The organism is Hoylesella nanceiensis DSM 19126 = JCM 15639, assembly GCF_000379965.1.
Lineage (GTDB): Bacteria > Bacteroidota > Bacteroidia > Bacteroidales > Bacteroidaceae > Prevotella > Prevotella nanceiensis.
On sequence record NZ_KB904328.1, the window covers coordinates 362592 to 389068 of the forward strand.

General features: G+C 41.1%; 22 protein-coding genes. 14 read left to right on the forward strand and 8 right to left on the reverse strand.

Features of this window, described 5'->3' with window-relative positions; all coding sequences use genetic code 11:
* Window positions 1-185: 185 nt before the first annotated feature.
* Together A3GM_RS0104560 and A3GM_RS0104565 are read right to left on the reverse strand one after the other, a co-directional pair.
* Window positions 186-605, reverse strand: a complete 420-nt coding sequence (locus A3GM_RS0104560) for a nucleoside 2-deoxyribosyltransferase (protein ID WP_018362212.1) — start codon at window positions 603-605, stop codon at window positions 186-188.
* Between the two features lie 643 nt (window positions 606-1248).
* Window positions 1249-1659, reverse strand: coding sequence for a DUF3127 domain-containing protein (locus tag A3GM_RS0104565; RefSeq protein ID WP_018362213.1), 411 nt, complete (start codon window positions 1657-1659; stop codon window positions 1249-1251).
* A gap of 180 nt (window positions 1660-1839) precedes the next feature.
* On the opposite strand from A3GM_RS0104565, the gene dnaN reads away from it, so the two are divergent.
* The 14 genes from dnaN to A3GM_RS0104640 all read left to right on the forward strand — a co-directional run bounded on the left by dnaN (window position 1840) and on the right by A3GM_RS0104640 (window position 17599).
* The gene (gene dnaN, locus A3GM_RS0104570) at window positions 1840-2964 is read left to right on the forward strand and encodes a DNA polymerase III subunit beta (RefSeq protein WP_018362214.1); all 1125 of its coding nucleotides are present in this window, start codon (window positions 1840-1842) and stop codon (window positions 2962-2964) included.
* Between the two features lie 2 nt (window positions 2965-2966).
* Window positions 2967-3824: a 3'-5' exonuclease gene (locus tag A3GM_RS0104575; protein WP_018362215.1), complete on the forward strand. Its 858-nt coding sequence runs from the start codon at window positions 2967-2969 to the stop codon at window positions 3822-3824.
* Window positions 3825-3973: 149 nt separating this feature from the next.
* The gene (gene coaBC / locus A3GM_RS0104580; protein ID WP_018362216.1) at window positions 3974-5197 is read left to right on the forward strand and encodes a bifunctional phosphopantothenoylcysteine decarboxylase/phosphopantothenate--cysteine ligase CoaBC; all 1224 of its coding nucleotides are present in this window, start codon (window positions 3974-3976) and stop codon (window positions 5195-5197) included.
* 186 nt (window positions 5198-5383) lie between these two features.
* A complete protein-coding gene (gene porD, locus A3GM_RS0104585; protein ID WP_018362217.1) occupies window positions 5384-6301 on the forward strand; it encodes a type IX secretion system protein PorD in 918 nt (305 codons plus the stop codon).
* 68 nt (window positions 6302-6369) lie between these two features.
* Window positions 6370-8040, forward strand: coding sequence for a DNA repair protein RecN (gene recN, locus A3GM_RS0104590; RefSeq protein ID WP_018362218.1), 1671 nt, complete (start codon window positions 6370-6372; stop codon window positions 8038-8040).
* Between the two features lie 747 nt (window positions 8041-8787).
* The gene (locus tag A3GM_RS0104595) at window positions 8788-9801 is read left to right on the forward strand and encodes a 6TM ABC transporter family protein (RefSeq protein ID WP_018362219.1); all 1014 of its coding nucleotides are present in this window, start codon (window positions 8788-8790) and stop codon (window positions 9799-9801) included.
* Window positions 9802-9871: 70 nt separating this feature from the next.
* On the forward strand, window positions 9872-10045 hold the full coding sequence (locus A3GM_RS11510) for a hypothetical protein (protein ID WP_018362220.1): 174 nt from the start codon (window positions 9872-9874) through the stop codon (window positions 10043-10045).
* 590 nt (window positions 10046-10635) lie between these two features.
* The gene (locus A3GM_RS0104610; RefSeq protein WP_154648090.1) at window positions 10636-11016 is read left to right on the forward strand and encodes a hypothetical protein; all 381 of its coding nucleotides are present in this window, start codon (window positions 10636-10638) and stop codon (window positions 11014-11016) included.
* A 58-nt stretch (window positions 11017-11074) separates the two neighbouring features.
* Window positions 11075-11578, forward strand: a complete 504-nt coding sequence (locus A3GM_RS10990) for an HNH/ENDO VII family nuclease (RefSeq protein WP_018362222.1) — start codon at window positions 11075-11077, stop codon at window positions 11576-11578.
* 622 nt (window positions 11579-12200) lie between these two features.
* Window positions 12201-12827: a CDP-alcohol phosphatidyltransferase family protein gene (locus tag A3GM_RS0104620; protein ID WP_018362223.1), complete on the forward strand. Its 627-nt coding sequence runs from the start codon at window positions 12201-12203 to the stop codon at window positions 12825-12827.
* 27 nt (window positions 12828-12854) lie between these two features.
* Window positions 12855-13895 carry a patatin-like phospholipase family protein gene (locus tag A3GM_RS0104625; protein ID WP_018362224.1) on the forward strand — a complete coding sequence of 347 codons (1041 nt, stop codon included), beginning with the start codon at window positions 12855-12857 and terminating at the stop codon, window positions 13893-13895.
* Window positions 13892-14647: an SDR family NAD(P)-dependent oxidoreductase gene (locus A3GM_RS0104630; RefSeq protein WP_018362225.1), complete on the forward strand. Its 756-nt coding sequence runs from the start codon at window positions 13892-13894 to the stop codon at window positions 14645-14647. The genes A3GM_RS0104625 and A3GM_RS0104630 overlap by 4 nt, the downstream gene beginning before the upstream one ends.
* Entirely contained in the window at window positions 14629-15921 is a 1293-nt protein-coding gene (locus A3GM_RS0104635; RefSeq protein WP_018362226.1) for a phosphatase, read from the forward strand. Before A3GM_RS0104630 ends, A3GM_RS0104635 begins: the two co-directional genes overlap by 19 nt.
* Entirely contained in the window at window positions 15902-17599 is a 1698-nt protein-coding gene (locus A3GM_RS0104640) for a bifunctional alpha/beta hydrolase/class I SAM-dependent methyltransferase (RefSeq protein WP_018362227.1), read from the forward strand. The genes A3GM_RS0104635 and A3GM_RS0104640 overlap by 20 nt, the downstream gene beginning before the upstream one ends.
* Here A3GM_RS0104640 and A3GM_RS11370 read toward each other — a convergent pair.
* The 6 genes from A3GM_RS11370 to A3GM_RS0104665 form a co-directional block, all read right to left on the reverse strand.
* Window positions 17580-17795 (reverse strand): hypothetical protein, encoded by a 216-nt coding sequence (locus tag A3GM_RS11370; RefSeq protein WP_238299243.1) that lies wholly within the window; start codon window positions 17793-17795, stop codon window positions 17580-17582. The genes A3GM_RS0104640 and A3GM_RS11370 overlap by 20 nt on opposite strands.
* A 560-nt stretch (window positions 17796-18355) precedes the next feature.
* The gene (locus A3GM_RS0104645) at window positions 18356-20266 is read right to left on the reverse strand and encodes a DUF262 domain-containing protein (protein ID WP_026216125.1); all 1911 of its coding nucleotides are present in this window, start codon (window positions 20264-20266) and stop codon (window positions 18356-18358) included.
* A 1-nt stretch (window position 20267) separates the two neighbouring features.
* Window positions 20268-21584 (reverse strand): DUF262 domain-containing protein, encoded by a 1317-nt coding sequence (locus tag A3GM_RS0104650; protein ID WP_018362229.1) that lies wholly within the window; start codon window positions 21582-21584, stop codon window positions 20268-20270.
* A gap of 50 nt (window positions 21585-21634) precedes the next feature.
* Window positions 21635-22762, reverse strand: a complete 1128-nt coding sequence (gene mcrC / locus A3GM_RS0104655; RefSeq protein ID WP_018362230.1) for a 5-methylcytosine-specific restriction endonuclease system specificity protein McrC — start codon at window positions 22760-22762, stop codon at window positions 21635-21637.
* Window positions 22759-24753, reverse strand: coding sequence for an AAA family ATPase (locus A3GM_RS10995; protein ID WP_018362231.1), 1995 nt, complete (start codon window positions 24751-24753; stop codon window positions 22759-22761). The genes mcrC and A3GM_RS10995 overlap by 4 nt, the downstream gene beginning before the upstream one ends.
* A gap of 157 nt (window positions 24754-24910) precedes the next feature.
* Window positions 24911-25609 carry a hypothetical protein gene (locus A3GM_RS0104665; protein ID WP_018362232.1) on the reverse strand — a complete coding sequence of 233 codons (699 nt, stop codon included), beginning with the start codon at window positions 25607-25609 and terminating at the stop codon, window positions 24911-24913.
* Window positions 25610-26477: the final 868 nt, after the last annotated feature.

The following is a 26477-nucleotide window of genomic DNA, read 5'->3' on the forward strand; positions in this document are numbered from 1 at the left end:
CTCCATTACATGCTTTCATCATCTCGCTTCCTATACATTGAAGGTCATTGGAAAGCAAAATTTCTTTGGGTGTCACATTTTCGTGCATACGAAGTACGATAAAACAATTCGCTTTATCAATCGTATTTACGCTCTACATAAATACTCATTTTTGTACTTCAGCTAAAACAAAGGAATTACAAACCTTATAAATTTCCCAATATAGAATCAATAGCAGAATATATTTCATCTTCCACTTCATAAGGAATAACGGTGAAATAAGAATTGCCATTCAACATAGCCGATATATTGGATTTCCCCTTATTATAAAAAATATAAACTGGAATATGATGTGCTTCTGCATAAGCTAATTCATAACCAACCCCCAAAGAGGAACAAGTACATTCGGCTATCAGCAAATCACACGACTTAAGCCATGCAGTATCACGCTCATAAATACGGGTATCAATTGCAAGAGTTTGTGCCTTCAAACTCATATTAGATTTACCAATATGTTCTGTAAGTACAATATCTGTCTTTTTAATATAGTCAATGATGCGCTTATACAAATCTGCATCGACCCTACCTCCACGAATGGAAGCGGCAAAATACACTTTATTATTCATTTGTTATATATTTTCTTATCTGATTAATAGCTATATAGTCCTCTTCTACTTTTCTACAAAGATACAAAAAGCCCACGTCTTTTTAGGACATAAAGTTCTTTTTTTTGTCTGCTCCATCTATCTTTTTCACTTGTCCCATATCCCCCTTTCTCACTTACTCCACACCTCTTTCCTCCCCCTTTCCGTGTTCTTTCAATCCACTCGCACGCCCCTCACATACTTGCCCCACTTCAGTTGCGAAATAAAAGCAGCATTCTTAGTCTGCAATCACAATGCTATTGCCCTCTTATCTCACCCACTTTGCGCACCAATAGCAGCAACATTGCGCACTTCCTGTATACAAAGGGATTTTAAGAGGTTTTAGATTTGAAAAAGAAGGAGAAAACTGTTCGGTTAAAAAGAGATGTTTTTAGGGTATAAAAAAGATGATTTTAGGGCATAAAAAGAGGTTATTTTAGAGCATAAAAAAACCGCTTACACTTGCTACACAGCAAATATAAGCAGTTGGTTTATGTTTTTCTGTTGTCTGTTTCCGTGGCTATTTGGCTCAAAGAGGAACCATTGTGCGGTTAAGAAAGACTCTTATATCGCACCGCTTTGCCCCATCTTACCCCTTAGCTGTTAACAACTCCAAGTCCTTTTCTTAGAAAGGAAGGTCGTCGCTACTTTCCTCTTGTGTTGCAGGTTGTGCTGGAGGGAATGGTGCAGCTGATGCTGTTGCTGCAGAAGCTGGTTGTGCTGGCGCTACATAAGGAGCACCTGCGCCCATCACTCCCACAGAGTTTGGATCGAGAACACGCACGTCAAAGGCTCTGATATTGTTGAACCAACGACCATTATATTCGTGTGCATCGATGTCGAAAGACACAGTAACTTCTTGTCCAACTTGTATATTAAAACGTTCTAAGCGGTCTGCACCAAACACACTAAACACCATTTTGCGTGGGTATTGGTCGTGAGTTTCTACCACAAAGTCTTGACTTTTCCACTCACCTCTTGCAGAAGTACCGCTTCTTGGTTCAAGAGCTGCAATAATCTTTCCTTGTAAATCCATTTTATTTGTATTCTTTTTAAAATTTAATGCTTATTAATTTCAATAACTATTGAATTGCGAAATTAAGAAAATAGTTTCAATATATAAAACTTTTCCTTCGTTTTTTTGATGTTCAAGATGTTTTTCGTATTTTTGTAGAACATAGAAATTAAAGAAAACAACATATAAAAACATATCGCAATGAAATTCAAATTATCGAGCACTTCCCTCAATAATAGCCTTCAAACTCTTGCAAAAGTTATTGCAAGTAAGAACACTTTGCCTATCCTCGAATCGTTTTTATTCGAAGTAGAAGGCAACGTTCTCACCATAACAGGTAGTGATAACGAAAACGTTATGCGCACCACTTTGCCATTGTTAGAAAGCGATGGAAACGGAGTGATTGCCATTCCAAGTCGCACAACCCTTGATGTTGTGAAAGAATTGCCTGAACAACCACTTGCGTTCGATATTGATACAAATACTTTCAACGTTGAGGTTACTTATCAAAATGGTAAGTATAACTTCACAGCTCAAGACGGAACAGCTTATCCAAAGCCTGAAGGTGTGAGCGAAGGAACAAGTGTTATCACCATTCCTGCAAACATATTGAATGCTAACATCACTCGTTCTATGTTCGCAATTGGTAGTGACGACATGCGTCCTGTGATGAATGGACTCTACTTCGACCTACAAACTACAGGCTTATCTATCGTTGCAAGCGATGGACATAAATTGGTTCGCAACGTCATTAGCACCATAACAGGCGCAACACCCGCTGCTTTCATTCTTCCAAAGAAGCCCGCAACACTTCTAAAGAACGTGCTTCCAAAAGACAACAGCGATGTGGTTATCAAGTTTGGAACCAACAGTGCAGAGATAATCTTTGCGGGTGGAACACTCACTTGTCGTCTTATCGAGGGTCGTTATCCCAACTATAGCTCTGTAATTCCAGAGAGCAACCCTAACCAACTCACCATCGATCGTTTGTCATTGCTAGGTGCTTTGCGTCGTGTTTTGCCCTTTGCAAGCGAAAGCACACAGCTCATTCGTTTCAAATTAGAGGCAGGAAAGCTCGAAATATCATCAGAAGACATCGACTTTTCAACAAGTGCTAAGGAAGCAGTGAACTGCGATTACACAGGAAACAACATGAGCATTGGTTTCAAAGGTGGATCAATGACCGACATATTAAATAGTCTTGAGAGCGATGAAGTAACCATACAACTTGCCGATCCCAGTAGAGCTGGCTTGATTCTACCATCAGTTCAGCCCGAAAGTGCAGATGTATTGATGCTTCTAATGCCCATGCTATTAAACGATTAATTATGAAATTAAACCTTCAGAGACCTCTCATCGTCTTCGATTTAGAAACCACTGGGCTCGATCTTGTTAACGATCGCATCATTCAAATATCGTATATCAAGGTGCATCCAGATGGAAAAGAAGAGCGAGAGAATCTCTTTATCAACCCTCAAAAGCCCATTCCTCAAGAGGTAGAAGCACTTACTCACATCACAAACGATATGGTGAAAGATGCTCCAACCTTTGCAGAAATAGCCCAAAAGCTATACGAAAAGTTCACAAATTGCGACTTTGCAGGCTTCAACTCGAACCATTTCGACATTCCAATGCTTGCCGAAGAGTTCTCAAGAGCAGGCCTTAGCTACGATTTTAGTCGTTCAAAGCTCGTCGATGCACAAGTTATTTTCCACAAAATGGAACGCCGTAACCTTGCAGCAGCATACAAATTCTATTGCGGACGCAAGATGGAAGACGACTTTAAAGCCCACCGTGCCGATGAAGATACAGAGGCAACCTATCGTGTTTTGATGGGACAAATAGAACGATATAGCGCAGAACAGCAACAAGAACCAGACAGAATTCTACCCAATGACATTGGTGCTTTGGCCGAATTCTCGAAGAATAACCGCAATGTTGACTTCGCTGGACGCATCGTTTGGAAAGAAGTTCTCGACAAAAACAATAAGCCTTTGCTCGATAAAAATGGCGAACCTGTTTTGCAAGAGACCTTCAATTTCGGCAAATACAAGGGACATAGCGTAACAGAAGTGCTCAACAGAGACCCTGGTTACTATAGTTGGATGCTCTCAAGCGACTTCACCAACAACACAAAAGAAGTGCTTACACGCATTCGTTTGAAAGAATTCAACAGCAAACAATAAACATCATAGGGGGCGACAGACGTGCTTTTAAAGCCTTTGCAACGCCCCAATACAGAATAAGTGACAAGAGATGAGCCCCTCATCTCTTGCTTCATTAAATAGAGATAAAAAGCAATCGCATTTCTAATAACCATTATTTGCAAAACAAAATGCTAAAAGGAAAGAAGATAGTATTAGGCATAACGGGCAGTATTGCTGCCTACAAGGCTTGCCTCATCATACGAACACTCATCAAAAAAGGCGCAGAAGTGCAAGTGGTGATCACCCCTTCGGGCAAAGAATTCATCACCCCTGTAACCCTTTCGGCACTCACTCAAAAGCCCGTTGTTAGCGAATTCTTTTCTCAAAAAGATGGTTCTTGGCACTCACATGTCGACCTTGGCCTGTGGGCAGACGCTATGTTGATTGCTCCTTGCACCGCCTCTACACTCGGAAAGATGGCCAACGGCATTGCAGACAACATGCTCATCACCACTTATCTCTCGATGAAAGCACCCGTTTTTGTGGCTCCTGCAATGGATCTCGACATGTATCAGCACCCCACAACCGCTGCTAATATCCAAAAAATAGAAAGCTTTGGCAACATCATTATCGAGCCAGGAAGCGGCTTTTTGGCGAGCGGTTTAGAGGGAAAAGGACGCATGGAAGAGCCTGAAGCGATTGTAGGAGTCCTCGAAAACTATTTCATCACCCACCCCACTAACAGCGAAACCACTTCGAATCTCTTTGGAAAAGAGGTGTTGATCACCGCTGGTCCTACCTTCGAAAAGATCGATCCCGTGCGCTTTATCGGCAATTATTCGAGCGGAAAGATGGGCTTTGCCCTCGCAGAAGAATGTGCCAAACGAGGCGCAAAGGTCACTCTTGTAGCTGGTCCTGTGGCTCTTTCGGCCTCAAAACGCATCGAACGCATCGACGTTGAGAGCGGAGAAGAGATGTACCATGCCGCTAACAAGGCGTTTAAAACGGCTGATGTGGCTATTCTTTGCGCTGCCGTTGCCGACTACAAGCCCCTAAACGAGGCGAAGGAGAAGATAAAACACAGCGAAGGCACCATGCAGTTGGAATTAATTTCGACTCGAGACATCGCAGCAGAGTTGGGCAAACAAAAGACCAACCAACAGCTTTTGGTGGGCTTTGCGCTCGAAACTCACAACGAAGAGTTCCACGCTAAGGAGAAATTGAAGAAGAAAAATCTTGACTTTATCGTCCTCAACAGTATGCGAAACGAGGGCACTACCTTTCAAACAGACGACAACCAAATTAACATTATCAGTGCCACTGAGAACAAAGCATTTGAAAAGAAGCCTAAAACGCTCGTGGCAAAAGACATCATCGACGAGGTAGAAGCACAGCTACAACGCAAGAAGTAGACTTGCAAACCTTTCTCATCGATCAGTAACTCGTGCGCTTTTAGCTCACAACAGCAGTGCTATTGCACCCTAAAAGAATTGCTTTAGACACTCTATATCAACGCATTTTCGTGGCCAACGCTAAGCACCTCGCCCACAAGCGTTTACACTTGGCAAGGCAACATCAACCATAAGCACTTTAACGACATGAAGTTTCACATTTTCAAACTATCGCTTTTAGCTCTTTTGGCAATCATTTTGCCTCACAAAGCGCACGCCCAAGAACTTCGTGCCCGCATTGTTATCAACCACAATCAAATACAAGGAACGGACGTTAGCGTGTTCGACAACCTGCAAAAAAGTCTTGAGCAGTTTGTGAACAACAAGCAATGGACCGACTTGCAGTTCCGAAAAAACGAGCGCATTCAATGTGTCTTCAACATCACCGTGCAAGAATACGACAATAGCTCGAATCTCTTTAAATGCAAGGCGTTGATACAAGCCAACCGACCTGTATTCAATTCGAGCTACAACTCGGTGTTATACAACAACTACGACAACAACTTTGAGTTTACTTTCGCACAGTTCGACCAGCTCGAATTCAACGAAGAAAACGTCCAAAATCAGCTCACCACGCTCTTTGCATACTATGCTTATCTCATCATTGGCATCAATCTCGACTCGTTTTCGATGCTCGGTGGCGACGACATTCTGCAACGTTGCATGAACTTAACCAATGCTGCTCAAAACCTAAACTACACGGGTTGGAAGGCATTCGACAATGATCGCAACCGCTTTGCGCTCATCAATGAATACTTAGATCCTGCTATGCGACCCTTTAGAGAGTTTCAATACAACTACTATAGGAAAGGACTCGACGAGATGGTGACCAACCCTGAGCGGGGAAGGGTGAACATTTCGCAAACCATTGAAGAGCAATTGGCGAAGTGCAAGGAGAACAAACCGCTGTGTCAATGGCCCATTATATGGAGCGACTACAAAAAAGATGAACTGGCAAACATCTACCAAGGCAAGGGAACGCCTAAGGAAAAGGAAACGATATACGACATTTTCTTTAAAATAAACGCCAGTCAAAGCAACTTTTGGGACCGCATTAAGGAATAAAAATGGCTCCCTTTTTCCATCTAAAAAGATATTTATCAGTCAACAAATAACAACAAACGGCAATAAAGATGTTAAAGCATTTATACATTAAGAACTTCACTTTGATAGACGAACTCAATATTGATTTCTTCCCTGGATTCTCTGTTATCACTGGAGAAACGGGCGCAGGAAAGAGTATTATCGTTGGAGCTGTGGGACTATTAAAAGGTAACCGTGCCGACATTAAAAGCATCAAGGCGAACAGAGACAAGTGTATTGTTGAAGCAACATTCAACATCTCTGCCTACGACATGAAGTATTTGTTCGACGAATACGATATTGATTACGACGAAAACGAGTGCATCATTCGCCGAGAACTGAACAACAACGGCAAAAGTAGAGCGTTTATCAATGACATGCCTGTGCCTTTAACCACCATGAAAGCTATTGGTGAGTGTCTTATCGATGTGCATTCGCAACATCAAAACTTATTGCTTAATCAAGAAGATTTCCAATTAAACATCATAGATATCATTGCTCAAAGCCAAAAACAATTGGCTCTTTACACTCAAGCCTACAACCATTATCGTGAGGCCAACAAGCAATTGGCTCTGTTTAAGGAGGCTATTGAAAAGAACAACGATAATAAAGACTTCATGAGATTTCAGCTCAACGAGTTGGAGAACATGCAGATTAAGGAGGGAGAGTTAGAGAGTATTGAGCAAGAGGTGGATCTTTTGGGTCATGCCGAGGAGATTAAAGGAGCGTTATACGATGCCTATTCGAACCTGTCGAACGACGATTCGGGCGTGGTGAACAACCTTAAAGCGGCTCTAAAGCGTGTAGAAGACATTGTGAATGTGTATCCCGACTTGAGCGATACCTCTGCCCGTATGGAGAGTTGTTACATCGAATTGAAGGACATTATGCAAGAATTGGGTAGAAAGGCAGACGACATCGAGCACGATCCTCAACGTCTTGCGTCGCTAACTGAGCGTTTAGATGCGCTCAACAACATCCTGCATAAATATCACGTAACATCTGAAAGCGAGCTATTGGCTATTCAGGCCGACCTTTCTAAACAGCTCTCTATGATTGATAATGCCGACGAGGAATTGGCTGAACTGGAACAAAAAGCGAACGAATTGCTCAAGAAATGCACCGAACAAGCGGCTCTACTCACTCAACAACGCACAAAGGCTATTGCCGAAGTGGAGCAGAAAATGCTCGAGAAGTTGGTGCCATTGGGTATTCCTAACGCTCGTTTTAAGGTGAACATCGAGCCTAAACCGCTCTCGAACGATGGTTGCGACAAAATCACTTTCTTGTTTAGTGCCAACAAAAGTACCGACCTTCAGCCTGTAAGCTTGGTGGCTTCGGGTGGCGAAATTGCCCGTGTTATGCTCTCGTTAAAGGCTCTTGTGAGCGGTGCTGTGAAGCTTCCTACTATCATTTTCGATGAGATCGATACGGGTGTGAGCGGTAGTGTGGCTGAAAAGATGGCGCAAATTATGTATGAGATGGGTCAAAACAACCGACAGGTAATCAGTATTACGCACCTACCTCAAATCACTTCGATTGGCAGTAAGCATTATAAAGTGCTGAAGGAGGAGACTGCTGAGGGCACAACGAGCACAATGACGCTTCTCAATATGGACGAACGTGTGGAGGAAATTGCAAAGATGCTCAGCGGAAGTAATATCTCGCAAGCGGCTATCGACAATGCTAAAATGCTCCTCGCCCATACAATGCGGGATTAAATATCGCCGTCCGTCGTACGGACCCTCATACGATGGGGGCGAAAGTAGCATAAACTGAGAATAAATATCGCTGTCCGTCGTACGGACCCCCATACGATGGGGAGCGGAGTGCACAATAAGCCTCAATGAAAAACTTATACAATAAGGGATAAAAAAACGCCCTCCACCGTGTGGAGCTCGTACGATGTGGGGACGGAGTGCACAATAATTCTCCTTGTCTGTTATCAAACAATGAACCATGCTATATTGCTTCTTCTCTCAAACAGTATCTCTGTAAGGAATATAAAAGGCTATCGATGGATGGGTGAAATATTATAATGAGAAAATATTTCATGAATCGTTGTATAATCTTACACCTCGAGACATATATTTAGAACAAGGGGAGAAAATCAAGAAAATACGAGACCTAATAAAGAAAAATTCAATTAATAAAAGATTTTTTATAATAAAACTATAAAATTTCAAAATAAATAACTATATTTGCAGTTGTGCACTTTTGCTTGACAACGTACAAGTTGGCATCATGCAACTGCTCCCGCCATCCTGACGGAGCAAACCGCGGCCACCACAAGCTCTATGAAGGCAGTAAGAAATCACAATACATCTGCAAGTATTGCGGGCGCAAGTTCCCAAGCATCATGCAGATGGTAGGTTGCTCGTGCACCTGTCATCCAAAAGGAAGTAATAAGGGGAGTCATGCTCCTGCGTTGTAAAAAGTCGTATCATGAATACTTTGAATAAAGACATATGAGCAAAAATGACATATCGGTGCGTAACTATAGTGTTACAACTATAAACGACATAGAGAACAATCTTACAGTATTACATAAGGAAGCGGACCTATCAGTAGGCCATGCCTTAAATGCGCAGTTATGCGTCATAAATGTAGTAAAGTCTCCATCGCTTTACAGTAGTGCTATAGACCTGTTTTTTGAACACATGAAAAGTGGAATGAGCCTATGTAGAAATGACGCTGAAATAAAAGAGTGTAGGCAACGATATTGCCTGATGCTTAATAATATGTTGTTCTTTACTCGCGCTAAGATTGAATTTGAGGTAAAAGCCAACCGAGAATTAGGACGCACCCTAATGCTACAAGCGATAGACCAATTATCCGATAGCATAGTTGATGTGGTGTCTCTGTGCGCAAGCGGTAGAATGATGAATAAGAAAGAAATTTCAGATATCTTGCTCAATAATTTTCTAAAAGACAAAAACGATAACATCCTTAAAAAAGCGTGGCGATGGTTTACAGAAAAACGTCGTTTAACAGAGGAACTTAGAAAATTCCATAATAATGCGAATCGGCTTATCAACAAAATCTGGAAGCACAGGAAACTGATAGGTAAATCAGATATTATTGCCGGACTAATAGACAATTATGCTGATGAGATGGTTGGTTTTGTAATGGATGGAGAGATATCTTATTATGAGAACAAAAGAGACAGCGCATTTGATGATATGACCGACAGTGATTATATGACCGACTGGATTGTGTTCCCGTTAGTAGGTGCTTTAGGACTACAGATAGTTGTGCTTGTAGTTCGATGGATAATTTCATGGTTCTCCGACTATCCTGAGAATTGGGCAACAACCCAATGGATATGGTGCGGAATAATTGTAGGAGGATATCTGGCATGCTTCGTTGGATGGCGTAGTCTCAAATATATATATGCGCATATGATGATGCGTAGAAAGCAAAAAGAAAAGAAAGAACTGTATAACCACTACCAAGAACTGTCAGAGTTCTTTAGTGAGTAATACTCAGTGATATAAACTAACAAGAATCAAATAATATGGGAATATCGGGAAAATACTGCTCAACGTTGGTATGAAATATGTTGAAGCTCGTGGTATCGATGGAGTTATAAACGATGCGAGCAAAGTAGGAAATGCCATCGGCTCATTTGTATCATCCAATATGAAGGTTCAGAATGATGACGCTTGTGATGAGAGTGAAAGCTACGAAGCTTATCAAAGAAGCTTATCAAGAATCATGGAATAAGCTAACCGAAAAAGTGTATAAGTCCATAGAAAAAGGCAATTATTCTGGTGCTGAATCACAACTAAAGAACTTTTACCGAGACGGTGAAGAAGATCCGGATTATTATTACTTCAAAATATTGACAGACATATATACTCAATGATACTGGCACTTAGCAACAAGTGATAATTGGAAGGACATTGAAAAACAAATAAACAAGAAACTTGACCAAACAAAGAAATACATAAATGCAGCCAGAAATTGTGCCGAAAATGATGAACAATTATCAACTTGCGATGAATTGGACAATGACCTTAATAGGAATGAGGAATTGATTGTCCTCATTCGAAAAGAGGAAGAATTCGATAAATTAATGCGTAGTTACCAAGAACAGGGTCAGTATAAGCGGGCATATCTCACATTCATCGGTATGAGCGAAGAAGTAAGAACCCTTTATGATGACTGTTTATTCTAGAGGAACAAGGAAAAGTTGGCTCTTGACTGGTATTTCTCCACAGAATCGGGCTTAACAGAGCAAAGAAAAAAAAGAAGTAGAGGAAGATATTCGTAGGTCTACAGAGTTGACTGAGGATGAAGAAGTGCTGAAAGATTTGGCATTACAAGAAAAACGATTGGGAAACGCCTTAAACGTGTCAGGCACCAGTATATCCGCCAATGAGCAAGAGTATATTGACGAATACAAGTCTTGTATGGAAGATGGTGGTATTTCAGACAAAGAGCAACGTTTGTTGTCACGCTTGGCAAAATCATTGGGCATCAGTAAACAAGGAATTATCGAACTTGAGAAACTGTGTTCACAACCAAGTTTGAGTGAAGAAGAAAATGAGTATATTACAGAATACCTTACTTGCTATGACGATGGCGAAATGTCTGATAAAGAACAACGCTTACTATCCCGACTTGCAAAATCGTTAGGAATATCAGCCGAAAGAGCTAAAGAACTCGAATCCATTGCATTAAGCAAAAATTAGGCATACCATCCCTACCCGAACCCATTCCTGTTCGGGTAGAGATTATCATTTATAAACTATGTTGACACAACAAGAAATCAGTTACATCCGCTCCGACACGGGTTGGAGCGATGAAATCCTCCGCTATATCCGCAGTATGGAAGAGGCGAAGATTTATATACGTGCCGGACTGAAGGAGGCTCGCGTGGGTGGCCGCTCTGCACTTATCCGTAGAGATATTGACTGGAGCGACTTCAGTTGCCGCCACAAGTGGCTGAAGGTACGGCTGGCCGATTGGGATAGTTGGCAAGACTATAACAATGCTGACTTGATTGGCGAAGGTTATCCGCCACGCGACAAGAACGGCGACCCGTATGAGCTTCACCATATCGGGCAGCAGCAAGACTCGCCCTATGCCGAACTTGCGTGGGCTGAACACATGGGCGACGGCAACAACGCCATCCTGCATCCGCAGCGGGAGTCGGAGATTGACCGCCAGGAGTTTACCAGTGAGAAGAGTGCCTACTGGCAGGCACGGTTCAAACTGTTCACTGCTGATGACCTGAAGCGCATATACAAGTAAGATTTTTGCTTTTTCCCTGCAACCTCTGCCTTGAAAATTCACACCATGTCGCTAACTTTGCAGAAAAAGTTAGAACGACATGAAGAAACACAGGCGACAGAATTACTTTGAGCGAATCAGTCGCACTATCCAGAACAAGCGGGAAGAGGCTCTGAAAAGGCAAATCGACAGTGCTGACTGTACGTTGTCAAACAAAAGTGCACAACTTGACCTCCAATTAAGTTTGGGGTTTTAGTTATAATTATTAATAAAAAGTATATTTGTACTATGACAACAAAAAATAATTCTCCTTGTCTGTCATCAAACAATGAACCATGCTATATTGCTTCTTCTCTCAAACAGTGTCTCTGTAAGGAATATAAAAGGCTATCGATGGATGGGTGAAATATTATAATGAGAAAATATTTCATGAATCGTTGGATAATCTTACACCTATAGACATATATTTAGGGCAATGGGAGAAAATCAAGAAAATACGAGACCTAATAAAGAAAAATTCAATCAACAAAAGAATTTCAGAAAATAAAAGAATGATATTACAGCATAAATAACTACATTTGTAGTTGTGCACTTTTATTTGACAACGTACAATAAACTTATGTTCATGTAAAACAAAGTACTTATGATATCTGTTTATTCCATCAAACCGCAGTTTCAACGGGTCTTAACACCTATTTTAGAGTTGTTGCATCGTGCAAAAGTTACTGCCAACCAAATCACCTGGTGGGCTTGTATCCTCTCACTTGTCATCGGCATTTTGTTTTGGTTTGCGGGCGATGTGGGTACGTGGCTCTACCTCTGCCTGCCTGTGGGACTGCTGATACGTATGGCCCTGAATGCCTTAGACGGAATGATGGCTCGCCGTTACAATCAAATCACCCGAAAGGGAGAGCTGTTAAACGAAGTGGGTGATGTCGTTTCGGACACCATTATTTATTTTCCGCTGTTGAAGTATCATCCCGAAAGTCTTTATTTTATTGTGGCTTTCATTGCCCTCAGCATTATTAATGAATACGCAGGAGTGATGGGCAAGGTGCTGTCGGCAGAACGACGGTATGATGGTCCGATGGGAAAGAGCGACCGTGCTTTCGTTCTCGGCCTCTACGGGGTGGTCTGTTTGTTTGGTATAAACCTTTCAGGATGTTCCGTTTACATCTTTGGGGTTATCGATTTGTTGCTTGTAGTCAGCACGTGGATTAGGATAAAGAAGACGTTAAAAGTAACCAGGAGTTCACAAACGCCTGAGTAAACCGACGATATAGATAAGCAGTGGAGTATGAAAAAGAAACCTTATCCAACGGTTGCGGTTTTTTCTGGCGGTGGTACACGTTATGCTTTGTATCTCGGCATGTATGCGGCGATGCAACATTATGATGTAAAGCCCGACCTGCTGATTGCCACTTGCGGTGGCAGTATCGCTGCCAACATCATCAACTCGTTTGCTACCGACGAGCAGCGAAAGGCCTTTATACAGTCGGAAGAGCTGTATCGCTTTGTGCAAAACACCCGAATGACACGTTTCAAAATGCTGTATAAGATAGGTGTCTATTGCCAGCGCAAGGTGCGAAACACATTCTATGCTCCTTATATCGAAAATATTTTCGATAAATTTATCGTAGACATGCCCACCGACATACGCCCGCTTTTGCCCTCGTTGGCTGTTCGGCCAACCCTTCCCACCATCGTAGTAGGTGCCCGTTTGTTGTTTGACAGGGCTGACATCGGTAAAGAAAGAAACGGAAGAAAACTTTATCGGAAGGTGCTTTTTACCGATGCCGAGACAGCTATGAACATCGATTTGCCGGCTGTTAACTGCAATTTTAAAAGCTATGAGGGTAGTGCCATCGACTCGCAAGTTGAGCTGTTTCAAGATGTTCCCTTACCCATTGCCACCCGAATATCTGTTTCGGATATGTTCTACGTTCAGCCCGTACATTACAACGGTGCCTATTTTGCGGGCGGAATTATTGATTTGATGCCCATAGAACTGGCTGAACAACTTGGCGAAACAATTTTCTTTGAGAAGAAAAAAGGTTTTGGCACCATCGACGAGGCACTTATTAGAGCCGTATTTGGATATAGTGGAAACCGCCGATTGCAAGAAGTGATGACGCATTCGGTGAACTATTGGGTAGACACGACCGACATGAACCAAGCACTTTCGGGCCATTACATCGAGAAAAACATCAATCTTCTGAAGCTCCAGGTAGAACTGAAACTGCCCAAAACCTATGCCCAGTTTGTAGAAGATATGAACTTTCAATGGCAATACGGATACGATAGGGTTGCCCAACATTTTAAAAACAAACAGGTATGAACATCTTTATTACGGGCGGAACATCGGGTATCGGCTTGGCTTTGGCGCGTTTTTATGTTGCCGAAGGTCATCGGGTAGGGGTGTGCGGACGAAATACGACACGAATAGACAGGAGTGATGAGATTAACAAACTGTTGCTTGCATACCAGCTGGATGTGTGTGATAAGGACGCATTAACCGCTGCCGTAGAAGTGTTTTGTGCCGATAAGGGTTTGGACATGATGATTGTTGCTGCCGGATATTACCGTAACGGTGTTACTGAAGAAGTGGATTTTGAGCAGACTTCACAAATGTTGAAGGTTAATATTGCGGGTGCATTGAATGCGATGGAAGTGGCACGAGAAACGATGAAAGCATCCGGCGGACATTTGGTAGTGATTGCTTCGGTGGCAGGATTGCTGCATTATCCGTGCGCAAGCGTATATGCCAAGTGCAAACGAGCATTGATACAGATAACCGATGCTTATCGCCGAAGTTTGGCCGACTATCAAATAACGGTTACAACACTTGTTCCGGGCTACATAGACACGCCACGATTGAGAGAGATATACCGTAACAATCTTTCCAAATGTCCGTTCTGCATGCCCTTAAATCGAGCTGTTGAAACAATGACAAAGGCCATAGCGCAGCGCAAAGAACAGGTGGTTTTTCCGCCAAAAATGCGCCTTTCCATCGCTTTTCTTTCGCTTTTACCCACTTGTTTGTTATCGGCTTTTATGCACCGAAAGACATTATGGAGCATTCCCAAATAAACGACAAAACGATATGGGCGAGTAAACAGCCCTTGCCAAACGGTTTGATGCAGCGTTGCGGTATAGATAAAAAATGCTTGCAAGCAAGCAAATATATCGCCCTTGTTATTTGTTGGGGTGTATTCTATGCTGTTTATACTTTTGCTGCAAGCTATGCGGCATCGCTTAAAGAGGTGTCTTCGCTTTGCTTTTCGTTTGAAAAAGCCATACCGTTTATACCTTTTGCCATCTATTTTTATAGCAGTAGTGTGGTGTTTTTTATATGGGTTTTCTTCCTTTGCAATACCTTTCGGCAACTGTCGACATTAAGTAAACGCATCGTTTTTATAACCATTTTATCGGGAATTTGTTTTATTATCTTTCCGTTAAAACAAAGTTTTGTACGTCCGGAAACAGCCCATATTTTGTTTTCTTTCATCAATACGTACGATACACCTTTTAATCAGGCTCCGTCTTTACATATAGGTTATGCCTGTATCTTTTGGAGTGGGGTGAGAAATAGCAGGTTCAGAAACTTACTGAGAATGTGGTTGGTGTTGTTAATGCTGTCTACCCTTTTGGTATATCAGCACCATTTCATCGATATTACTACCGGTTTGATGGCAGGTTTTCTGACGTTATGGATGTTTCCTTACCGTAAAAAGCGCAACCAACAAATAGCAAAGGTTTACTTTTTTGTTGCTGCTGTGGGGCTGACGGCATTGTTGTTTGCCATCGAATATTCGGTTCTAGGCAGTATTTTTTTATTGTGGGGCATACTCGTCTTACTCTTATTGGGCCGTGCTTATTATCTCTCTAATCGGCATTTTCTTAAAGACGACCACGGTTGCATTGGTTTTTTGCGTTATATTTTCTATTTTCCCTATATCGCAGTGTATCGCCTATTGTGGCTGTTTTCTCTTCAGGCACCTGTAGAAATTGCACCCAACATCTTCGTTGGAGGTTTGCTTTCATGCCGTTCTGCTCGGAAATTCGCCCTGTTGGGAGAGGTTTCGGTGTTCGACCTTTCAGCCGAATTACCCGAAAACGCCTACTTTCGCACATCGGCAGATTACCATTGCTTTCCGCTTTTGGATATTGCCACTATCCCCAAAGCCTGTGAGGAACGTATTGTAAATACGGTTTTAGAGAAGATGAAAGCCGAAGATGTGCCTCGAAAGCTATATATTCATTGTGCAATGGGCCGTTTTCGGAGTCGCCGAATAGGTGAAACGGTGCAGTTAATGATAAGTAAAAATTTAACCAAAGATAAAAATGGAAACAGGAACATTTAAGAGTTTTGACAATGCAGATATTTTTTATAGGGTGTGGAATTACAACCCTTCGCAGAAAACCATTGTGATATTGCATCGCGGGCACGAACATTCGGGCCGTTTGCAAGCCTTTGCCGAGAACGAGCAATTTGTGCATTTCAACATCTTTGGCTTTGATATGCGTGGACTGGGGCATACTTCGCAATCCGTTTCGCCCCATTTTATGGACTATGTTCGCGACTTGGATGCTTTCGTAAAATACCTCTATGAGCAGTATGGCATTGTTGAGAGAGACATCTTTGTGGTGGCTAACAGCATTGCAGGTGTAATTGTTTCGGCGTGGTGTCACGACTTTGCGCCCCGTATTGCAGGTATGGCACTTCTTGCTCCTGCGTTTACCATTAAGTTGTATGTGCCTTTTGCAAAGACGGGAATTGCGTTGGCAGCGCGGCTTTTCAAACACCTAACGGTGCCCAGTTATGTAAAATCGAAGGTGTTAACACATGATGTGGAACAGCAAAAGGCGTACGACACCGACCCGCTAATTACTAGAGAAATTGATGCGCACTATCTCTTGGATTTGCTGAAAGCAGGAAAACGTATCGTAGAAGATGCTGCTGCCATTACCATACCGACGCTGTTACTTTCTGCCGGTAAAGATTACGTGGTAAAAGACGATATGCAAAAGCGGTTTTTTGTTAACATCAGCTCCACCCAAAAGCGGTTTGTCAAGCTTAAAGGGTTTTATCACGGGCTATTGTTTGAAACGCAACGTGAGCAGGTTTACAACCCTATTGCTGAGTTTATCAACCACTGTTTCTCACTCGAACAACCGCCAACTACCTGTATGCCAGATAAATTTACAGTTGACGAGTATAACAAAATGGCCCTGAATATGCTTCCCCGAATTGAACGTTGGGGCTTTCGGATACAGAAATGGATGCTCCATCACTTGGGATTTCTTAGTAAAGGAATGCGTGTAGGACTAAAATATGGTTTTGATTCGGGTATGTCTCTGGATTATGTTTATCGCAACCAAGCGCAGGGATGTGGACCAATTGGGCGATGGATAGACAAAGGTTATCTTAACGCCATTGGTTGGAGAGGAGTAAGAATACGACGAGAGCATCTCATTGCAACCGTAGAAGAACGTATTGAAACGCTTAAACAGCGCAATGAACCCGTGAAAATACTCGACATTGCCGGTGGAACGGGTAATTATTTGTTCGACATCAAGCGCAAGTTTCCTGAAATAGAAGTGGTTATAAACGACTTTTCGGAAGCAAACATTGCTTTCGGCGAGGCACAGATACAACAGCAAGGACTTCAAAATATACGGTTTACTCGTCTTGATTGTTTTAATAAAGACACATATCGACAGCTGAATTTTGAACCTAATATCGTTATTATTTCCGGTATATTTGAGCTTTTTGGCGATAACGAGCTTGTTTGTAAGGCCATCTCTGGTGCTTTATCCGCACTGCAAACCGGCGGCTTTTTGATCTATACCGGTCAGCCTTGGCACCCTCAGTTAAAAATGATTGCTTTCGTATTAAACAGTCATCAAGAGCGTGATTGGGTTATGCGACGCCGTTCGCAACGCGAACTGGACAGTCTTTTCGCCTTTTATGGCTTAACCAAATGTGGCATGAAACTCGATAACTTCGGCATCTTTACCGTTAGTTATGGAACGAAATAAGTTGCAAACGGGCTTTTTCTTCAACCGCAGACAAATTTGTTGGGGTGTCGTTATCAAAGTAAGACGTGTTGACGGCGATGTTTCGGCGTGTCAAAGTCATTTTCCAGTTACCCGTCGCCCTGCCATTTTGTAGGATAAGGGGAAAGAAAACACCATTAGTAAATGCTTTGCTGTTGTGAGAAGTGTACGTTGTCAAACAAAAGTACACAACTTGACCTCCAATTAAGTTTGGGGTTTTAGTTATAATTATTAATAAAAAGTATATTTGCACTATGACAACAAAAAAGAATTCTCCTTGTCTGTTATCAAACAATGGACCATGTTATATTGCTTCTTCTCTCAAACAATATCTCTGTAAGGAATATAATATCAGGCATATCCACGGCAAACGCTTGTTGACGCAAGGAAAGATAGAACGATATCACAGATCGATGAAAAATGCAATTAAGCTAAATCATTATTTCTGTCCCTCTGAATAGGAAAAGGCTATCGATGGATGAGTGAAATATTATAATGAGAAAATATTTTATGAATCGTTGGATAATCTTACACATAGAGACATATATTTAGGGCAAGGGGAGAAAATCAAGAAAATACGAGACCTAATAAAGGAAAATCCAATCAACAAAAGATTTTTTTTAATAATAAAACAAGGAAATATCAGAGTAAATAACAACATTTGCAGTTGTACATATTCTTTGAAAAGCGTCTGATATTTCATATTTAGACAAAACTTGAATTATTCTAGTACATACATCATGCTTCTTTAAGAAGCTCAATCATTTCATCTTCATGTTGTTGGCAACAATGTTCAACCCATTCCTCATTAGCATTAGAGCATAAGTTGCTTATGATTTCTCCCATAAGACGTAGTTTCAAACTTCCTTTTTTCACCATCTTACCATAAGATTTCATCTTAGATTCAGGGGAAAGATTCGAGAACTTTGAATTTACGCTTCGAGATATAATACACAGGTTTCCAAATGTATCTTTATCATCCCAGGAATCAAAAGAGCCATCAGAAGGATTCTGAGGATACCAGTGCTCAACAGAGTTGCGGAACTCAAATACAAAGTCTTTATACCCATCTTTGTTCTTGTTTTTCTTCCAAAGGAGATAATCCAAGAAGTTGAACACAACATGAGGAGTTTTTACACCTAGCTTAAAATCTTCATTGTCAAGGAAGTTTTCTTTAACAGCCTTTTTTGCAACTTTTTCGGATGTTTGAATCAGAGATGCACTTATTGTATCCGAATCATTGTCATGTAACCAGCATAGTAGGTTTGTTATCCAATGCATAACCTTAGGTGAGGTATATGACACACGCAAGGCTGACTGCATCATCATATTTTCCTTGCAACGCACATTTGATGTGTTTTCCCATTCACTACCGACACGAAATGTGGTGTTCTTATAATAAGGTTTCTTATTGGATTTTTGACCAGATGTGTGTAACTCTTTTAAGCTCCACTCGCCTTCTTTATCTTCACCAGTATACTCACGCTTGACAATGTACATATCGAAAAGATAGCGAGTCCGCAATAGATGAATGATAAACTTTCGAGCAAACTTGGCCAAACTTCTTTTGTCCTGTTTAATAGCTTGCCCACCTATCGCACCATTATTGATTACATTATCAAAATCCGATATTAACTTTTTATCATCAAGTAGCTCTGCAAAAGGCTTACTCAACGACACTTTATAATGCTTAATAAACACACGAAGTGAATGAAGGAGGAAATAAGGGAAATCAATTATGCTTTCAAAACGTATATGTGTATCATCATCAAGCAAACCATCAACATCGTCTATATTAAAGCTGGGCGATATTATATTTTGTAGTGTCTCACTGTTTTCTGCTTCTTCGATTACTCCAAAACAACTAGAATAATCCTTCCATTTATCTGACGGCCAAGTATTCCAGTCTCCCTTAAATATATTCTGGCGCTCAGCAGGAGATAAATGCATCTGCACATAACCAGTCATATCACTGCAAGCATTCCATATGCGTGAAAAGAACTCTTGCTCCCCTCTTTTGTTTTCACCGAGATAGGCCATGAGCTTAGCCTTAAGAATATCATGTTGTTCCAACTGCTCACCACGGGTATTCATAATCTCAAAGTAGCGGTTCAAGTCGGTATTCTCAGGAACTTCTATCCTATAAAGCACAACATTTTGAAGGCGCTTAACGAATTCTTTCATTTTAATCTTTTCGTCACTACTAAACTTCTGCCTAATGACTTTTATGCCATTCAAAATGGACTGTTCTATACGCTCCTCATCATCTGAATAGATATCACCATCCAAGACATCCTGTATATGAAGAAGAGTGAAGTTTGAGTTTGCACGACAGTCAAATGTAAGTGTCTTACCGACTTCACATTCCAAAGCTCCTTCTGATACAAGATACTGCAAAAGTAAATATAAGGTCGTGAGGCGCTGCTGACCATCAACAACCTCATACGTTTCCATCTTATCTTTAACCCTAGCGACAACTAATGATCCAATATAATAATTCTCAGAGGAATCAATTCCGTTGATATCGTCAATCAACTGAGTAATTTCTTTGTCTTCCCAAGCATAAGCACGTTGATAACGTGGTATTACATAGTGATCAGTTGTGTCAAAAATTGTACTATCTGCTAATATTCGTAATTCTTCTACCATATTATTTGTAACCATTTAGCTGAAGGAGTTTGTTGTACAAATCATTCCATTTATCGCTTGCTGCTTTACCATCTGACCTTAATGATAATCGCATACTAGAGATCTCAGTGTGTCGACGTGCATATGCAATCATTGATATCACAGGCATGGCATTGCTGTATTTATCATTATTACCTTGCCCTATCGCATATCTATTGATAGTATCGAAGCCAAGATGAAGCATATCTATTCTGACCATCATTGCCCAAGTGAATAGTTTCTTAACAGCCACAACATCAAAATTATGGAAACGATCATAATAACAAAGTAATGCACAGAAAAATAAGTTTCGTGCGTAATTTAGTCCTGTTGACGAAGATTTTGATACCTTGTCAAACTTCTCTACACTATCTACATCCTTACCGCCAGTCAGAATCATCTCAATCTCATGGAAAGCAGAGTTTGTTATAATTTCATCCTTTATGTTTTGAAGCATCTGCATATAGTGATCTACCATCTCAAAGAAATCACATCCCGACACGAATGGCTCTGTGATAAGGAAATATGGCATCGCCTTATTAGCCCTTCGAGCATAGGTGTAACCAGATCCCGCTTCAATTCCTTTATAAACATCTATGTCGGCTGTGGTAAAGTTGCCACACTTCCTAGATTTAGCCCAATTCCATAACGGGAATAGATAGAGGTCGAATAATTCACGAATCGCTCCTGGCTTTTTCGATTCCCATTTGATAACGGCATGTTGCATCTCATACTTATCACGGATTTCCCTTAGATGATAAGCTTTAAGAAGATCATGAGGATACAAAGCTCGTCCTCTAGTGTTTTGAGAATCGAATAATTGGAATGCTTCATCAAGTCTGTCTACAACAATCACTACAACTTCCAATATATAGCCCAACGCCTTGTGGAAATCAGCCTTTGAACTATCATCTAGCGATGAGAACCATTCACGGATGGTTGTAAAGTTATCGTGTAGATTCTTCTGTGTTACTTTATTGGAATATTTCGTATTGAGCAACGTACTAGAAAAGCCTTCCGAAAGATACATCTTCAGCAATAGAAATGAGAAAATACGTTGTTGTCCATCAACAATTTCATATTCTCCTTTATCATTCTTATGGAGGATAACAGTTCCTACACGATACTTGAAATTCGCATACTTCCTGCTTTCCTCAATACTCTTTTGAGTATCGAGAATTAGCTCTGTGATATTTTTTGCACTCCATTTGTATGGTCGTTGATATCTGGGAACAACGAGGTTTTCACCTAAGAGTTTATCTACAGACCATATCTTTGGAGTTGATTTCTTTTTTTTCATGCATGTTTTTTATGTAAATTCCAACTAATACTTCGAAGCATACAATCAAGTTACTGTTCCAGAGTGAATTCGTCAGCAGTTCCAACTTTAAGATTGGCGGTCAGTATAGCCGACATTATACTATTGTCAGACTTGAACGTTTCTGTCACAATACTCTCCAGCTGTTCGCAGATTCCATTGAAATCCATATTCAAATCTAGAGTTTTGAATGAAATGATGTTGCCGTCAGGCCATTCCATCTTTCCATCTGGAACAATCTCCTCAGAGGTCTTGGCATACAAAAGCATTCCGTCAACCTTACCTGTATGCAGTCGGTCTTCGTGAAACACATACGACTGTATCTGATAGATATTGTTGCTGTGAATTGATGTCTTGTTAAAGTTCGTCTGCATACTTCTTTGATAGTACTTAGCATCTATGATAAGCGCCTTTTCTCCATTCGTGAGATAGATGTCGCTCTGCATGATGGGCAGCATACTTGTGGACGAAACTTCCTCTTTTATGTTCCAATCTATCTGCTTGGCAGAGGGGTGTAGCTCGGGGTGATGGCGCTTGAAGTATTCCAAGATAAATTTTTCATACAGACGACACATGTGGGCATCAGAAAACTGCGGCATGTGATGGTTTCCACTTTCAGTAGTGAGCAAAAGATCATGAACCAAGAAGAAACATATAAAGCACAACGTTTGGTAGGTACAACTGTTACGGTCAAAGCGCAGATTCTTCCATTGCACTTGGCGCAAGTCGACCTCGCTTACATCATTAAAGAAGACAAGAAGTCTCCACAACTTCACTTTTCGTTCCTTCTTAACATCCTTTTGTTTCACAAGCAACTGTATTGAAGACTTCACAATTTGGTTATAGAGATTGTCTACCGACAGTTCATCGTATTCACAACCTAGAGTCATTCTACGTGATAACCGTTCCCTTATGGTTGCTTGCATATCGAGCTTACCACGCATAGAACTCAGCACATCATGACGTTCTATGTACTCCTTATGCAGTCCTTGCTTGAGTTGGAAAGACACGCTATGAACAAGAATCTCTGCAAAGAGATCATGCACATTGTTAAAGTCCTCACCAGCTATATCGGCATAGTTGTTTCTCCTAAGCTCTTGGAAGGCATAGGACAGCATGTAGTAGATGTTACGGATGAATATGCCTTTGTCAATGGTCATTTCACAATCGATGTTAGTTTCTGAACCTCATTATTGAATTTCGTGTCGTTATCAAACCAATACTCTCTAAGCATAGGAGCTATGTCAAACTTGACCACTCTCTTCAGCCAATCGTTGTCTTCTACATCCTTCTTGTCTTTGTTGCAGAGGTAGCTATGTCCTATACAAAAGCCAGAACCTAAGGAATCATCATTCTCAATCACTTTGTTCAAATCAATGATAGCACTTACCAGTTTGTCGAAATCTTCATTGGCGAGTGAGCGTTGGTATGCTTTGAACCCATCTGTGGAGAAACCTGGTTTCATCTCAAAGAATGAGAAGCGGCGGCGTAGCGCATAGTCCATCATTGCAAGAGAACGGTCGGCAGTGTTCATCATACCGATGATGTAGAGATTCTTTGGCACAGAAAACTCTTCCTGATTGTATGGCAATACCAGCGTTTCGCCTCGATAGTCTTTCTCTATCAGCATCATCAGTTCGCCGAGAATTTTGCTCAAGTTGCCACGGTTTATCTCGTCAATAATGAAGAAATACTTGCCATCAGGATGCTGTTGGGCACGTTTACAGAAGTTGTAGAACACACCAGGGCGAAGGTAGAAACCTCCATCCTCCTTTGGCTTGTATCCCATCACAAAATCTTCATAGGTGTAGTTCTGGTGGAACTGTACCAGTTGCACCTTGCTATCGTCTTTCTCTCCAAGAATAGAGTATGCGAGTCTCTTTGCAGAGAAGGTCTTACCAACACCAGGCGAACCTTGCAAAATAATGTTCTGTTTGTCAAGAAGCAAAGTACGGAGATTGTCATAATCATCTTCTGATAGGAACACCTCATTCAAAAAATCCTTCTTGGTGTATTTCATTACGGCCTTTGCGGGCATCACAGGATTCTTCTCTCTAATAAGGTTTTCTATGTAATTATATTCGTCAACAGTGAGAGAATAGAATGAACCCTGCGGATTCTTCAGAAACTGCATATTACGCAGTTCATCAACAGCTTTGATTTCCGACAAAGCAATACCAGATTCAAGCCCCTCTGTCTTTTTGAAAATAATAGTCTGGCCATCACTTTCACGTTCTACGACAGCTAAGCCAACTATCTGCAGAGTTGGACTAGATTCATAAAACACGACGAGATCGCCTTTTCTCGCATCAAGGAAGTTTTGAAACACCTTGCGTTTCTTTCCTGAGTCGCTATAGAGTGTGTAATCTATAGTACCACCAACAGCTAGTTCTTGTGCGCTCCAAATTTTAGGATTAGCTACCAACCACCAATAGTTTTGCGAGGCTTCAGGCAAATCAGCAGCAGGAACAGACTCTGTATTTTCACTCAACCCCGCATCATCCTCGTATTTTTTCATCACCCACAATACGGTCTGGACAGCCAGTAATACGGGACGATTGCGATACTTCTTCGTCTCTGGTGTCATTATTTGCTGTATCTCATCGCCATATTCTTTATCAATTGCGTTCAACAATTCAAGAAAATGTTCATATTTTCTGCCAGCATTCTTTGTATCAACATCCAGTTTATCACAGAGATAGCGATATACCTCATCCTTATAGAAGGTATAAGTATTGGGGCTTACACAGGTAAGTATGGTAGCCGCTGTGCGTTCATCATTAGCACATACACCAAACTTATTGGTCGGACACAGACTGCGCATTGTCTTCTTGTACGCAGAAAGGCGATCAAGTAGTGGGGTACTCTCATCGGTAAGTGCTTTCAGACAATTCTCAAACTCTTCTGTATGCTGTTCCTTGAGGTATTTAAACACAGGAATGACACGCCCAGTGTCTAGCAAGTTTATATTTCGTTTTGACAATATTTCTATCACATCAAGCAATGATTTGCTCTCGGTTTCGTCAAGTAACTCCCATTTGTATTGTTCACCTTGACCATTAAATGGTTTCTTTGCGTACAGTGTTTTGTATTGGTCTATAAGGCCTCGCAAAGTCTGCTTTTGGCTATTATTAAGTTCTATTGTATTCATTGATTATCTTGTTTATGTCTTTTTGTGAAATACCCTTCAAAAAAGGATATAAGGATTTTCTCTTCTAATTTTATTCTATTGCAAAATCAAAAACTCCGCCATAGACACCATAACATTAGTGTTTGAGATTTTTCAAATTATGATTATTTCTCTTCATTTAAAAAACACTCATGAGTAGGACAAGAGCCCCAATTGCAATAACAACATAGAATAAGCAACACCCCACATCACTACGCAATTGTTTTCTTTCACTCTCCTCGTATGCAGCCTTAGTTGAGTAACCTCGATAAGAATGTGATTCCTTATAACGATTCATGCGTATCAACTCATCAAATCTATCGGCCAGTTCTGGTGTGATTTGCTGTTCACATTCCATGTGTTCCCAGTCTGCATCGGGAGCCTCACGTTTCATCTCCTCAAGGGTTACTAGTGAACGAGCGTCAGGCTTCACGGCATCTTCTACATTAATAGGCATAAACCAAAGTTTGCGTCTCTTATCTTTCCAATCCTTGTCTTTGAATGGCTTACCATAAAACGTGCCATGCCATACAATACCAGTGCGTCCGTCACCCAACCTCACCATGTAGTATTTGTCACCCTCCTGCACATCGTCGGGGTAGGTGATGCTCCAACTCATTCTGAATCTCTGACCATACTGCTCACGATCCTTGTAGTAATCCTCTATGGTGTAGTTGCTGTTCGTAGGATTCCAAAAGAGCACAAAGGCATTTCGGCGAGGAGTTTCTTCCTCTTCACCGCTATAATCCTTGTTGTCTTCATCTTCCTCGTCATGGTCACCCATATACCAAGGGTCTTCCTCATTCATTTCTCGATAGAGCAATTCGCCTTCGTTCATAGTGCTTAATTTTTCAAATACCAGTTTGGCCTTTTCTCATCATCATGATAAGCCTTTATTCCATCCATACTATACAAAATTGAATTTATTGCACTTTTAGGAACATCTAGCTGCTCTGCAATCTCTGACGCAGTAATTGGAAAGGCTAACAGACTGTTGATTGTACGTTGTCAAGCAAAAGTACACAACTACAAATGTAGTTATTTACTCTGAAATTTCATGCTTTATTATTAAAAATTCTTTCATTTATTGAATTTTACTTTATTATTTCTCTTATCTTTTTGATTTTCTACCTCTTGGGGATATCGATGCTTTGAGCGATTTCTTTGCTGGCAAGAGACATTTTTATTACATTTTATTTGGATTGAATTTAATTAAGTGCTATATTTGCAATATAAGATAATGGATCTTCAGATACCGCGTCGGATTGTAGTTCCGAAGGGAGAGGGTTTGAAGATCTATTATTTTTTCTAATCCTTTGTAACATTTCATCTGGTGATGCTGGATCGTCTGTAGATTCAAGAGAGCACTTGCAGTTCCATCTGGATGGTGCTTATTCCCCAAAGGGTGTTCAATGGGGAGCGTGATTTTCTTCTCCCAGTAGCCCCAATGAGTAGCTTCTGCATCAGGAGATGTGATAGGCACTCTATACATTATCAAACAAAATGCTCCTAACCCCATACGATGGGGGGGGCGAAATTCTCAATAAGTCTCAATAAAAAACTTATACAATAAGGGATAAAAAAACGCCCTCCACCGTGTGGAGCCCGTACGACGGGGGGCGGAGTTATCATAAACTGCGAATAAATTTCACCTCACTCCCCTACTCAAAACAAGGGGATTGGGGCAATAAGCAAAGCAATAACAA